Origin of the sequence: Nocardia sp. CNY236 (assembly GCF_000482385.1) — a bacterium.
Classification (GTDB): domain Bacteria; phylum Actinomycetota; class Actinomycetes; order Mycobacteriales; family Mycobacteriaceae; genus Nocardia.
The window spans coordinates 149,834-162,806 of the sequence record NZ_AXVD01000014.1; the positions used below are offsets into that span (position 1 = coordinate 149,834).

12 protein-coding genes are annotated in these 12,973 nt (G+C 67.6%); 3 read left to right on the forward strand and 9 right to left on the reverse strand.

Annotated features, from left to right (window positions below):
* Positions 1-5 precede the first annotated feature (5 nt).
* The 3 genes from lipB to sucB form a co-directional block, all read right to left on the reverse strand.
* Complete coding sequence (gene lipB / locus K940_RS0110005; protein ID WP_028477414.1) at positions 6-770, reverse strand: lipoyl(octanoyl) transferase LipB; 765 nt, start codon at positions 768-770, stop codon at positions 6-8.
* Positions 771-868: 98 nt separating this feature from the next.
* Positions 869-1,771 (reverse strand): TIGR01777 family oxidoreductase, encoded by a 903-nt coding sequence (locus K940_RS0110010; RefSeq protein WP_028477415.1) that lies wholly within the window; start codon positions 1,769-1,771, stop codon positions 869-871.
* Positions 1,772-1,790: 19 nt separating this feature from the next.
* Entirely contained in the window at positions 1,791-3,485 is a 1,695-nt protein-coding gene (gene sucB, locus K940_RS0110015) for a 2-oxoglutarate dehydrogenase, E2 component, dihydrolipoamide succinyltransferase (protein ID WP_028477416.1), read from the reverse strand.
* Between the two features lie 259 nt (positions 3,486-3,744).
* Between sucB and K940_RS0110025 the strand changes: the two genes are divergently transcribed.
* On the forward strand, positions 3,745-4,107 hold the full coding sequence (locus K940_RS0110025; protein WP_028477417.1) for a hypothetical protein: 363 nt from the start codon (positions 3,745-3,747) through the stop codon (positions 4,105-4,107).
* 175 nt (positions 4,108-4,282) lie between these two features.
* Here the strand turns inward: K940_RS0110025 and K940_RS0110030 are convergent, their stop codons facing one another.
* Positions 4,283-5,794 carry a leucyl aminopeptidase gene (locus tag K940_RS0110030; RefSeq protein WP_028477418.1) on the reverse strand — a complete coding sequence of 504 codons (1,512 nt, stop codon included), beginning with the start codon at positions 5,792-5,794 and terminating at the stop codon, positions 4,283-4,285.
* A 201-nt stretch (positions 5,795-5,995) separates the two neighbouring features.
* On the opposite strand from K940_RS0110030, the gene gcvT reads away from it, so the two are divergent.
* Complete coding sequence (gene gcvT / locus K940_RS0110035; protein WP_028477419.1) at positions 5,996-7,096, forward strand: glycine cleavage system aminomethyltransferase GcvT; 1,101 nt, start codon at positions 5,996-5,998, stop codon at positions 7,094-7,096.
* Between the two features lie 132 nt (positions 7,097-7,228).
* On the forward strand, positions 7,229-8,326 hold the full coding sequence (locus K940_RS0110040) for a branched-chain amino acid aminotransferase (RefSeq protein ID WP_028477420.1): 1,098 nt from the start codon (positions 7,229-7,231) through the stop codon (positions 8,324-8,326).
* 46 nt (positions 8,327-8,372) lie between these two features.
* Here the strand turns inward: K940_RS0110040 and K940_RS0110045 are convergent, their stop codons facing one another.
* The 5 genes from K940_RS0110045 to K940_RS0110065 form a co-directional block, all read right to left on the reverse strand.
* A complete protein-coding gene (locus K940_RS0110045; protein ID WP_028477421.1) occupies positions 8,373-9,083 on the reverse strand; it encodes an MBL fold metallo-hydrolase in 711 nt (236 codons plus the stop codon).
* 75 nt (positions 9,084-9,158) lie between these two features.
* On the reverse strand, positions 9,159-9,911 hold the full coding sequence (locus tag K940_RS0110050) for an adenosylcobinamide-GDP ribazoletransferase (RefSeq protein WP_028477422.1): 753 nt from the start codon (positions 9,909-9,911) through the stop codon (positions 9,159-9,161).
* A gap of 73 nt (positions 9,912-9,984) precedes the next feature.
* Positions 9,985-11,085, reverse strand: a complete 1,101-nt coding sequence (gene cobT / locus K940_RS0110055; protein ID WP_028477423.1) for a nicotinate-nucleotide--dimethylbenzimidazole phosphoribosyltransferase — start codon at positions 11,083-11,085, stop codon at positions 9,985-9,987.
* Positions 11,086-11,215: 130 nt separating this feature from the next.
* Positions 11,216-11,782: a bifunctional adenosylcobinamide kinase/adenosylcobinamide-phosphate guanylyltransferase gene (gene cobU / locus K940_RS0110060; protein ID WP_028477424.1), complete on the reverse strand. Its 567-nt coding sequence runs from the start codon at positions 11,780-11,782 to the stop codon at positions 11,216-11,218.
* A gap of 130 nt (positions 11,783-11,912) precedes the next feature.
* Complete coding sequence (locus K940_RS0110065) at positions 11,913-12,890, reverse strand: helix-turn-helix domain-containing protein (RefSeq protein WP_028477425.1); 978 nt, start codon at positions 12,888-12,890, stop codon at positions 11,913-11,915.
* Positions 12,891-12,973: the final 83 nt, after the last annotated feature.

Below are 12,973 nucleotides of genomic sequence, written 5' to 3' on the forward strand. Positions count from 1 at the left end.
CGACTCTACGCCGTGGCGGTGGAGCGGACCGTGGCGGTCGAGCGGGGTCGAGCGCTGCCCGTGGCCGCGGGATGTGAGGCGACCCGCTCGGTGACCACGAGATCGCCGTCGAGCGCTCGAACGATGGCATCGGCGACCAGCGGCTTGATCTCGGACACTGTCACGTGGCGTCCGAGTTCGCGAGTCATTGTGGTCACACCCGCATCGTGAATGCCGCACGGGACGATGGCTTGGAAGCCGTCCATCGCGGAATCGCAGTTGATCGAAATGCCGTGTAGGGCGACGCCGCGTTGCACGCGTACGCCGATCGCGGCGATCTTGCGCTCGGGGTCGATGTCGGTCGCGGGTAACCAGACACCCGAACGGCCCTCGACTCGCCCGCAGTCGAGGCCGAGGCCCAAGCACACCGTGATCAGCGCTTCTTCGAGGCGACGCACATAGTCGAGGACGTCGATCGGTTCGGCCAGTCGCACGATCGGATACCCCACCAGCTGCCCCGGGCCGTGCCAGGTGATCTTGCCGCCGCGGTCCACGTGTACTACCGGGCTGCCGTCGACCGGCAGGTCCGCGGCGTCGGTTCGCCGGCCCGCGGTGAACACCGCGGGATGTTCGAGCAGCAGCAGGTGATCGGCTCCATCGCCTTCGGCTCGCGCAGCAGCGATGGTGCGCTGCAGGTTCCACGCCGCGTGGTAGTCGATGAGCCCCAGATCTTCGACTACCACCGGGGCAGTATCGAATCGAGCGGACGAGGTCGTGCGCGTGTTGTTCACAATCACGACGCTACGCCCACCGACACGACCCGATCCATCACCCCGAAATGGCGACCGCCGCCCGCCCGGCTCGTGAGCAGCGGATCACGGGTCGGTCTTCAGCGAGTGGTGCGGGCCACGGCCGCCGTCAGCGCGGCCCCGATGGTTGGGTGCTGGAACCGGTACCCGGCCGCCTCCAGTGCTGTAGGAATCGCCCTGGGGCCCGACAACATCGCCTCTTGCGCGATTTCGCCGGCCAGCACGCGCAACGCGACCGCAGGCACCACGAAGGGTGTGGGGCGATGCAGCGCTCGCCCCAGCGCGCGACTGAACTCGGCGTTGGTCACCGGCGCCGGTCCGACGAGATTGATCGGGCCGGAGATGCTGTCGTGGGTGAGTGCGAACAGTATTGCCCCGATCTCGTCTGCCATCGAAATCCACGGCAAATACTGGCGGCCGTTGCCCAGTCGTCCGCCCAACCCGACCGAATACAACGGCTGCAGGGCGGCGAGCAGGCCACCAGCGCGCGACACGACAGCGGCGCTGCGCAAGAGCACGGTGCGTACCCCTGCCTCGGTCGCGGGCGCGGTCGCAGCCTCCCAATCGCGGCACAGGGTAGCGAGGAAGCTCGAACCCGCCGGCGAGGTTTCGTCGACGACCCGGTCGTCGGTGTCTCCGCCGTAGTAGTGCACGCCGCTGGCATTGAGCAGTACCGGTACGTTCGCTGCAGCGACCGTGCTGGCCAACACGTCGGTGGGAGTGATCCGGCTGTCGCGCAACTCCTGCTTGAAGCTGCCGGTCCACCGGCGGCGCCCGACGTTGGCGCCGCAGAGGTTGACCAGGGCATCGGCACCGTGCAGTGCCCGCTCGTCCACATGGGCGCGGGCGGGATACCAGGCGAATTCGTCAGGCCGGGTCGCCTTTCGACGCACCAGCCGAGTGACTTCGTGCCCGTCGTGGCGCAAAGCCTCGACAAGCGCCGTCCCGATCAACCCGGACGAGCCGGCGATCACGACCTTCATATGCGCCGCGGCACCTTCCTCACAAGCCGAGATCTGCCTCGAATGCCGCCTCTTCGAGCCGGTGGCGGATCGTGGTCAGGAAGCGGCCCGCATCCGCGCCATCGATCAGGCGGTGGTCGTAGGTGAGTGGCAGATAGCACATCGACCGAACGCCGATCGACTCGTTCCCGGTTTCGTCGGTCACCACGACCGGCCGTTTGACGATCGCGCCCGTTCCGAGCATCGCCGCCTGTGGGGGCAGCAGAATCGGGGTGTCCAGGAGGGCGCCTTCGCTGCCGATATTGGTGATCGTGAACGTGCCGCCGGCCAGCTCGTCCGGTTTGAGGCCGCCGTTGCGCGCGCGATCGGCGATATCGGCGATAGCACGCGCCAAGCCGGTGAGCGACAGATCGCTGGCGTTGTGGATCACCGGAGACAGCAATCCCTGCTCGGTGTCCACGGCGATGCCGAGGTGTACCGACGCGTGGTAGGTGATCTCCTTGGTGGCCTCGTCGTAGCTGGCGTTGACGTTCGGGTGCACTCCCAGCGCCTCGACGACCGCCTTCGCGAAGAACGGCAGGAAGGTCAGCTTGACTCCCTCGCGTTCGCTGAACGCCGCCTTGGCCTGACTGCGCAGCGCCGCGATCTTGGTGACGTCGACTTCGTGCACTTGAGTGAGTTGCGCGGTGGTCTGCAACGATTCGTGCGTCTTGGTCGCGGTGATCTGCCGGATTCGGTTGGCCTTCTGGACAGTACCGCGCAGGTGGGCCAAGTGGGGGCGGGCAGCACTGGGTGTGGAGGGCGCTTGGGTCGGCGCTGGCGCCGGTGCAGGAGCCTTCTTGGCTTCGGCAGCAGCGAGCACGTCTTGCTTACGAATGCGTCCGCCGACGCCGGACCCGGTGACCGCAGTCAAATCGACGCCGTTCTCCTCGGCGAGCTTGCGGACCAGCGGAGTGACGTACGGGGTCGCACCATTGGACGACTCGGCCGCGGCAGAAGCAGCGGGGGCGGGAACAGTCGGAGCCGAAGCTGCCGCAGCGGCTGGAGCGGGAGGAGGCGTGGGAACAGCGGCCGGAGCGGGAGGAGGCGCGGGAGTCGGAGCCGGGGGAGGTGTCGGCGCGACAGCTGCAGGGGAAGCGGTACCGACCACGCCGAGTTGCCCGCCAACCGGCACGATGTCGTCTTCCTGCGCGGTGATTCCGAGAAGGGTGCCCGCAACCGGTGACGGGATTTCCGTGTCGACCTTGTCGGTGGAGACCTCGAGCAGTGGCTCGTCGAGTGCGACCGGGTCACCGACCGACTTCAGCCAGCGGGTGACAGTGCCTTCGGTGACCGACTCGCCCAGCTCCGGCATGTTCACCGCAGTGCCCGCCGCCACCGGAGCGGCCTGTGCGGCCGGCGGTGGTGCGGACGCAGCCGGCGCCGCGACGACCTCCGGCTCGGGGGCGGGGACAGCGGCTGCCGGCGCCGGTGCCGGCGCGGAAGCGGCAACCGTTCCGGGCTCGTCGATGACGCCGAGCTCGCCACCGACCTCGATGACATCGTCTTCCGCAGCCACGATCTTCGACAGCACACCCGCCACTGGCGACGGGATTTCGGTGTCGACCTTGTCGGTGGAGACTTCGAGCAGCGGCTCGTCGACCTCTACGATGTCTCCTTCCTGCTTCAGCCACCTGGTCACCGTTCCCTCGGTGACGCTCTCACCAAGAGCGGGCATCTGGACGGAGAAGGCCATGTCCGTTGACTCCTCTGACTGCTCGACGGGTTCTACAACAGTTGATCTCGCTGCGGACGCCCGCCGCGGTCGCGACGCTCGTCCGGAATCCACTGATCATTGTCCGTGGCACCGGAGATCCGTGCGGTTCTTGTACCGTGGTCCATCCTTGCACTCGCCCGGCCGTCGTGTAGCACAGGGCAGTGAACAACGCGGAGCTGGCACTATGGAAAGACCGGTGGTGAACGTTCTCCGGTGTGGGATAAGGAGGTCGGCGTCATTGGGATTGCTGGATCGTTTCCGTGGCGGCGCGACCCGTGGCGTCGGCGCTCTACATGGAGGTTCGCCGGATAAGCAGGTCGCTCGCTATCTGAGCGAGTGGGTGCGTACGCACGTGGGCGTCGAGGGTTATATCGAACCGAAGACTACCGTGACAGATGTCACGGTAGTGTTGATCGCCGCCGACGGGGAATGGACCCGTCGGATCGTTGGCGAACGGGGTGCGCAACGGTTGGCCAAGGACTTGCGTATTCCCGTCTATGACGTGCACAAGACCGGGTACCCGCAGCGGATGCGCGATTACGACGCGCGCAAGCGCATAGAACAGCGTCGCGCATTCGAACAAGACTTGCGCGACTTGTAACCCGGGGCACTGCTCGCCGTGCGGCCCCGGGGATGACGTTGTCGCGGTGGTCGTGCCGCCCCAGGGGCCGTCACTCGGTGGTGGTGGTCGTGCCGCCCGGGGGCGTCACTCGGTGGTGGTGGTCGTGCCGCCCGGGGGCGTCACTCGGTGGTGGTGGTCGTGCCGCCCGGGGGCGTCACTCGGTGGCGATGGCGTCGAGGACGGCGATCAGCGTGCGCACCGGGACACCGGTGCCGCCCTTGCCGATATAGCCGAATGGGCCACCGGTGTTGAATGCCGGGCCCGCGACATCGAGGTGTGCCCACTGCACGTTCTCGGGCACGAATTCTCGCAGGAACAATGCCGCCGAGAGCATGCCGCCCCACCGATGTGGCGCTACGTTGGCCAGGTCGGCGACCTTGGAGTTCAGGTCGGCTCGCAGTTCGCTGGGAAGTGGCATGGCCCAACCGTTCTCGCCGACCTCCCGGGAGATCCGAGCGACCCGGTCGCGGAACTCCTCGGTACCCATCACCCCTGGCGTGCGCGTGCCCAGAGCAGACATCTGTGCGCCGGTCAGCGTGGCCACGTCGATGAGGTAGTCCGGCTCGTCCTCGCCCGCCCGCACCATGGCGTCGGCCAGGATCAGGCGGCCTTCGGCATCGGTGTTGATCACTTCGACGGTGGTGCCGCCGTATTGGGTGAGTACGTCACCGGGGCGCTGAGCGGTGGCCGAGGGCATGTTCTCTGCCATCGGGACCGTGGCGGTGACGGTGAGCGGCAGGCTCAGCCGAGCCGCGAGCAGCGTCGTGGCGATCACCGCCGCGGCTCCTGCCATATCGGAAGTCATGTTCTCCATGTTCTGCGCCGGCTTGATGGAGATGCCGCCGGTGTCGAAGGTGATGCCCTTGCCGACCAGCGCGACCTTCTTCGGCCCGCCCTGATAGCTGATCCGGATCAGCCGGGGCGGGCGGGACGAGCCCTTGCCGACCCCGAGCACGCCGCCGTAGCCGGCGGCCTCGAGCGCCTTTTCATCGAGTACTTCGACGGTGAGACCCGCCGCCTCGGCGAGCTCTTGTGCCCGGGATGCGAACTCGGCGGGGAACAGATGACTGGGCGGGGTATTCACGAAGTCCCGCGCGGTGGCCACCGCTTCGGCGGTCAGCCTCGCCCGGGACAGCGCTTCCTCGCCGAACCCTGGCTCGGGTACCAGTAAATCGACTCGGGCGATGGGGAGTTCGTCGGGTTTGGGTGCGGACTTGCTCGACCGGAACGAGGTGAACGAATAGGCGCCCAGGTAGAAGCCCTCGGCCGTGGCGGCGAGGTCGAGTCCGGACAAGGTGGTGACCACGCGCGCGGCGCCGGTCAATGCGCGCGCAGCCACCCCCGCCGAGCGGCGGATCTGCTCGGCGTCGAGGTCGTCGAGGGTGCCCAGACCCACGGCCAGCACGCTGGACACGTCGTCCAACCCGGCCGGGGCCGGGATTCGCCGCACTTCTTCGGCCTTGCCCCGAGCGCCCACCGCGCCGAGCTGGTCGAGCAGGTCCGTACGGACCTCTGCGGTGAGTACGGTGCCGAACAGGTCCTCGGGCACGAGGGTGGGACCATCCTCGGAGGCGGCCACTCCGACAACGAGCACATCGGTGTCCGCACCGATGGTTTCGGTGCATGCCAGTTCGGGTCCGAGCGAGCGATCTGCAATTGCGGTCATCGGCCCAGGCTATTCGGTCGCATCCGAGGCGTGTACCGCGACGTCGTGCAGCGATTGCGCCGCGATGTTTGCAGATCCCCACCGGCCGGGACGAGGACTCGCCGCCGAACCCTCTGGGTGAACCGTGCCCGCGCACAGAACGAGGCGGCCGACGCGGACCGAGCTGCCGCGGGCGGGTACAGGTCCGGATAAGCTCGATCGGTGACCGAGACGAGTCTGTTGCGAGGACCCATTCATGCCGTGCACGCGGAGCTGGGTGCCGCCTTCGCGCCGTTCAGTGGTTGGGAGATGCCGGTCTCCTACGCGGGGACTCTGGCCGAGCATCGTGCCGTGCGCACAACGGTCGGCCTATTCGACGTCAGTCACCTGGGCAAGGCCACTGTGCGTGGGCCAGGAGCCGCGGCGTTCGTGAACTCGGCGCTCACCAACGATCTCGCCCGTATTCGTCCGGGCAAGGCGCAATACACATTGTGCTGCACGCCCGATGGCGGCGTGCTCGACGACCTCATCGCCTACTATGTGAGCGACGAGGAGATCTTTTTGGTTCCGAACGCCGCCAATACCGCGACGGTCGTCACGGAACTGCGCAAGGTCGCGCCCGAGGGAGTGGTTGTCGCCGACGAACATCGCGACCACGCGGTGTTCGCCGTGCAGGGGCCGCGCTCGACCGAGACACTGACCGCGCTGGGCCTGCCCACGGACCTGGAATACATGGCCTACACCGACGCCGAGTGGCAGGGCAACCCGGTGCGGGTTTGCCGCACCGGCTACACCGGCGAGCATGGCTACGAGCTGCTGCCCCGGTGGGGCGATGCCGAGCCGCTGTTTCGCGCTTTGGTCGAGAGTGTGCAGGCTGCCGACGGTCGAGTCGCCGGGCTGGGTGCTCGCGACACCCTGCGCACCGAGATGGGCTATCCACTCCACGGACACGAATTGTCCGTGGACATCTCGCCGCTACAGGCGCGCTGCGGCTGGGCGGTCGGTTGGAAGAAGCCGAACTTCTGGGGCAAAACCGCGCTGGAACAGGAGAAGTCGACCGGACTCCGCCGAATCCTGCTGGGACTCAAAGCGCTCGATCGTGGCGTGCTCCGTGCCGGGCAAGCAGTGTTCCATGCCGGTGCGCACATCGGTGAAATCACCTCCGGCACCTTCTCGCCGACCCTCGAGGTCGGGATCGCGCTGGCACTGTTGGACACCGCGGCCGGTATCGAGCCGGGTGCCGACGTCGAGGTGGAGGTACGTGGTCGACGACTTCGTTGCGAGGTCTTGCGTCCTCCGTTCGTTCGGCCGAGCACCAAGTAGCCGGGTGCGTCTCGTGGGAGGTCTTCCGCGTTCGCGGACCGCTCGACCGCCCTGCACCCGGTACACCGCCAGCAGCGGCGTCGCGTCCACCGCGGGCGGATGGCCGCAATCGATGTGGATAGGATCGTCGGCATGACCGTTGCCGCTCAGTTCAGCTATATTTCGCACCCCGCGCCCACTTCGGCGCAGCGGCGACACGATGTTCTGGCGGCGCCGGGTTTCGGACGGCACTTCACCGACCATATGGTCTCGATCGACTACGTCGACGGCGCCTGGACGAATGCCACGGTGCAGCCGTACGCGTCGTTGACGTTGGATCCCGCGACGATGGTGTTCCACTATGGCCAGGTTATCTTCGAAGGCCTCAAGGCCTACCGCCAGAACGACGGCAGCGTCTCCTGCTTTCGTATCGACGCCAATGCCGCGCGGTTTCGCCGGTCGGCGCGACGGATGGCGATGCCCGAACTGCCGGACGAATTGTTCATCGAGTCGGTGCGTCGACTGCTCGATGTCGATCGGGACTGGGTGCCTGCGGCGGGTGGGGAGGATTCGCTCTACCTGCGTCCGTTCATGTTCGCTACCGAGGTAGGCCTGGGTGTGCGGCCCGCGATGTCCTACACCTACCTGTTGCTGGGATCTCCTGCGGGTGCGTACTTCCCGCGTGGTGTGAAACCGGTGCGGGTCTGGCTGTCCACCGAATACACCCGCGCTGCGCCCGGCGGTACCGGCGAAGCCAAGGTGGCGGGCAACTACGCGGCCTCGCTGTTGGCGCAGGCCGAGGCCTCCCGCGAGCAGTGTGATCAGGTGGTCTGGCTGGATGCCTGCGAGCGCCGCTACGTCGAGGAGATGGGCACCAACAATCTGTTCTTCGTCTTCGGGTCCGGTTCCGAAGCCCGTCTGGTCACCCCGGAACTGTCCGGGTCCCTGCTGCCGGGCATCACCAGAGATTCGTTGCTTTCCCTTGCCGTCGACTCCGGTTTCCCGGTCGAGGAGCGCAAGATCTCGGTGGAGGAATGGCGTACGGGTGTCGAATCCGGCGAGATCACCGAGGTTTTCGGTTGTGGAACTGCTGCGGTGATCACCCCGGTCGGCTGGGTCCGGTCCGAGGCGGGCGAATTCACCATCGGTGGCGGCGAACCGGGAGAGGTCACCATGGCCCTGCGCGACACGCTCACCGGAATTCAACGCGGCACCTTCGCCGATATCCACGGGTGGATGCGTCGTATGTGAGCCCGCGCAGGCCTCGTCCCCGGCCGATGCCGGGAACGAGGCAGTGTCAGCTCGGCATGAGCATGTGCCACTGCTGCAAGGTTTGTGGGCGCATGACGTAGTTCTGGTCCCGGATGCTCGACAGTGCCGCGCTGGGTTCTTGGGAGTACCAGTGGCCGGGATAGACCACCAGGTCGCCGGGTAGCCCGGCCAGGTAGCGCAGGCTACGGAACATGTCGTCGGAATTGCCGCCGGGGAAGTCGGTGCGCCCGCACCCGTCGACGAACAGGGTGTCGCCGGCGATCAATCGGTTGTCGAACAGGAAACACTGACTGCCCGGGGTGTGTCCGGGGGTATGCAGCAGCTCGATGTCGAACGCGCCGACGGTGACTGTGTCGCCGTGTTCGTGCCCGGTCAGCTCGCTGGCGCCGATCTCGGTGACGCTGGCCACCCAGGGCAGCTCGATGGTGTTGACATGTACCGGGACATCTGTCTTTTCCAACAGTTCGCGTACACCTCGCAGGGTGAAACCGAGCATCGTGCCACCGACGTGGTCGGGGTGATGATGGGTAGCGAGTACGCCACACAGCCGCAGGCCGTCGTGCTGTGCGATCTCCAGCAGTTCGCTCGCGGCGTACGCCGGATCGACCACGACGCATTCGCCGGTCTCCCGATCGCCGATCAGATAGGCGAAGTTGCGCATCTGCGTCGCGATCGGATCGCCCACAGCGTAGTCGCGGCCCGACAACAGTTGACGGAAATACAGGCGCTCAGACATACCGCCCACCCTATTGCGCGACCGGCGCGACTCGCGCGCGGCCACCACGTGCCCGCAACGCAGCAGTGAATCCCGCTACACGTGGTCGCACAGCGACAAGACGACTGCGGTCGTGCCCACCGCGGTTTCCACCGCTGCGCCCAGAACGTCGCCGGTGAGTCCACCGAAACGGCGTGCGCAGTGGCGGACCAGGACCGCCGAGGCGACGAGTGCCGCAGCTATGGCAGCCGGACCCAGCCACGGTCGGTCGAGCACGGCGAGGACCGCCACGGCGGCGGCCGCCATCGACCAGAGTGCCGCACCGCGTGCCGATTGGGTGTTCGCGACCAGAACACCGAACCCGGTATCGGGGGCCGCGGCGATCCCCCGGCAGGCGAGCACAGCGGCGACCCGACCGGTCGTCACGGCGAGCGCCACGGCGAGCCACCGGCCCGAGTCGGCCAAGGAGGCGAACGCCAGGGCCTGCACTCCTACGGCGAATACGATTCCCGTGACACCGAACGGTCCGGCCGCGCCACTCTTCATGATGCGGCGCGCGTGCTCGGGTGGTCCGTAGCTGCCGAGTCCATCGAGTGTGTCGGCCAGGCCATCGAGGTGCATTCCTCTGGTGGCCAACGCCAATGCCCCGACAACCAAGAGCCCGGCCACGCCAGGGCTCGCGCCCGCCCAGGTGAGTAGCCACAGCAGACCCGTCGCCCACGCGCCCAGCAGGGCGCCGACCACCGGTGCCCACTGGATCGCCCGACCTGCGGTCTTCCGGTCGATGCGCGCCGGCCCGTGGACCGGCAGGACCGTCAGCCACGAGAGCGCCAGCCGAATCCCGGTCATCCGGGACCTCGAGGGGTGGCCGTCAGCGCTGCGGCCGGATCGCGGAGGCCGAGCCGGTCAGCGCGCGTCCGGATCACTTGCGCAAATCGGGCACGGGGTCGGCTGTTTCCGGCGCCGGGTCCGCCGGTGTGGCGTCGACGGTACTGACGCCGGCTTCGGCGAAAGTCGACATCTCGGTGAGTGTGGCCACGGCCGAGCGAAGCAAGGGTAGTGCGGCGAGAGCGCCGGAGCCTTCGCCGAGTCGCAGGTCGAGGTCGATCAATGGTTCCAGGCGTAGATGGCGCAGTGCCAGGGCGTGCGCTGGCTCGGTCGACCGGTGACCGGCCAACCACCACGCGCTGGCGCCCTGCGCGAGATCCTCGGCGATCATCGCCGCTGCTGTGACGATCACGCCATCCAAGATGACCGGGGTGCGGCGGGCGGCGGCCTGGGCCAGAAACGCGGCCGCGGCAGCGAAGTCGGCGCCGGCCGCGACTCGGAGAAGTTCGACCGGGTCCTTCACCACCGGGCGGGCGCGATACATCGCGTCTCGAATGGCGGCCACCTTGCGCACCCATCCCGCGTCGTCGATGCCGGTGCCGCGGCCGACGGCGGCGACCGGCTCGGTATTGGTCAGGGTCGCGACGAGCACGGCAGCGGGTGTGGTGTTACCGATCCCCATATCACCGGCGATCAACAGATCGGCGCCGGCGTCGATTTCCTCGTCCGCGATCGCGCGGCCGGCGTCGAGCGCGGCGTGCACCTCCGCGGCGGTCAGCGCGTCTTCGCGATCGATCGCCCCGCTGGAGCGTCGCACCTTGTGCTTGGACACCTGTGGGTCGGTGTCGGCATCGACGGAGATGTCGGCCACGCGCACGGTCGCACCGGCGACAGCGGCAAGCGCGTTCACCGCGGCACCGCCATCGAGAAAGTTGGCGACCATCTGTGCGGTGACCGCGCTCGGGTATGCGGACACTCCGCGGTGTGCGACACCATGGTCCCCGGCGAATACCACCACTCGGGCGCGTTCGAACTGTTTGGGTGGGCATACGCCCTGGCAGGCGGTGACCCAGTTCCCGAGTTGCTCCAATCGACCCAGCGATCCACCAGGTTTGGTCAGTTGCCTCTGCCGCTGCTCGGCCGCAGCGCGAAGCTGTGCGTCCGGCGGCGCCACTGGTCCGAATTCGTGCGTCACTCTCGAGCCTTTCCGGTATCGACGGAACCGACGACGTCGTCGCACGGCGGCTTTCGCTCGTCCCATCGTGCTGCCGCCGCACGGTGCCGCCGTCTCATCTTGCCACCGTTGCGCCCCGCTGTCGGCCCGGCTACTTCAGTCGTTGTGGCAAACCGGCCACAACGAGGATGGCTTCGTCGCAGACTCGAGCCAGCCGCTGATTGAGCAGCCCTATCTCGTCGCGGAACAAGCGGCCCGACCGTGTGGCGGGAACGACGCCCATGCCGACTTCGGACGTCACGATCACCAGCGGGCCGCAGTAGGCGCCGACCGCTGCGACCAGAGCGTCGGTATCCGTGCCGATGGTTCCACGCGGCGCCTGCCATGCCTCGCGCGCGTCGAGACGCGCCGTCAGCCAGGTGCCGATGTCGTCGACCAATGTGAGGGCCGGTTCGTTCGGCGGTTGCGGTGACTCGATGAGAACAGTCGCGAGATCGGCGCTTTCGATGGTCGACCATTCGACCGGTCGGCGGTCGCGGTGCTCGGTGATTCGCGCTGTGAAATCATGGTCGTCCGGGTCGGGTATCGCGGTGGCCACGTATCGCACGGCGCCGCCGTCGCGGGCGGCCAGTTCCTCTGCGAACGCCGACTTGCCGGACCGTGCGCCACCGAGGACGAGAGTGCGGCGGTGGGTGGCGGGCGATGAGCTGTGCGGCACGAATGCACGGTATCAATCGGCCGGTTGACGCTGGCGACGTCGCGCCGGCATACGGTCGCATCGTCGGGCGATGGTCGCCTCGGCGGGGCAGGTGTGCCAGGGGTGGGATACGGACTGCGACGTCCGCGAGTCAGACCGATGTCTGCAGGGTGGCATCCTGTCCGGCGCCGAAGCGGCGACGGTACTCGGTGGGAGCGATGCCCACCAGACGTTGGAAGTGGTGGCGCAGGAGCGCGCCGGAGCCGAAGCCCGAACGTGCGGCGATCGGTTCGAGCCCGAGGTCGGTCTCCTCGAGCAGTTGTTCGGCATACAGAATGCGCTGGTTGGTGAGCCATTTCATCGGGGTGGTTCCGGTTTCGGCAGCGAAGCGGCGCGCGAAGGTCCGGGTGGACATGGTCGCCCGGGCGGCCAGTTCCTCGATGGTGTGCGGGCGATCGAGATGGTCGGTCATCCACTCCAGGATCGGCAGGAGGCTGTCGGAGGCGCAGGCGACCACGGGACGTTCGATGAATTGCCGCTGCCCGCCGTCACGTTGTGGCGGTACCACCATTCGCCGGGCGATCGCGTTGGCGACCGCGGGGCCGAGTTCGCGTCGAACGAAGTGCAGACAGGCGTCGATGCCCGCCGCGGTTCCCGCGCTGGTGATCAGGTCACCTTCGTCGACGAACAAGACGTCCGGATCGACGGTCGCCTCCGGATAGGCGGCGGCGAGTTCGGCCACGTAGCGCCAGTGGGTGGTGCACATGCGCCCGTCGAGTAGCCCCGCCTCGCCGGCGAGGAACGCTCCGGAGCAGACCGTGAGCACAGTGGCGTCCGCCGCGGCGGCACGAACGGCGGCGACGACCCGCGGATCGAATTCGCCGTCGGTCGCGGCCGCGGGAATGGCGACCAGATCTGCCCGGGTCAGCTCGGCGAGCCCATGCTCCGGTGTCACCGTGATTCCCGGGCTGGTGGTCCGCAACGGGACGCCTGGCTCGGCGCCGCACACCCGGAAGTCGAATCCAGGCAGTCCGTCGGCGGTGCGGTCGAGGCCGAAAACCTCACAGACGACCCCGAATTCGAACATGGCCATTCGCTCGGACAGCACCACCGCGACCTTCGACACCATGGAGCCAGTCTACTGGCCGAATTTTTGCGAACACCGGCCTCGATGACATTATTGGCGGCAAATTGCGTGGATGACACTTGCTG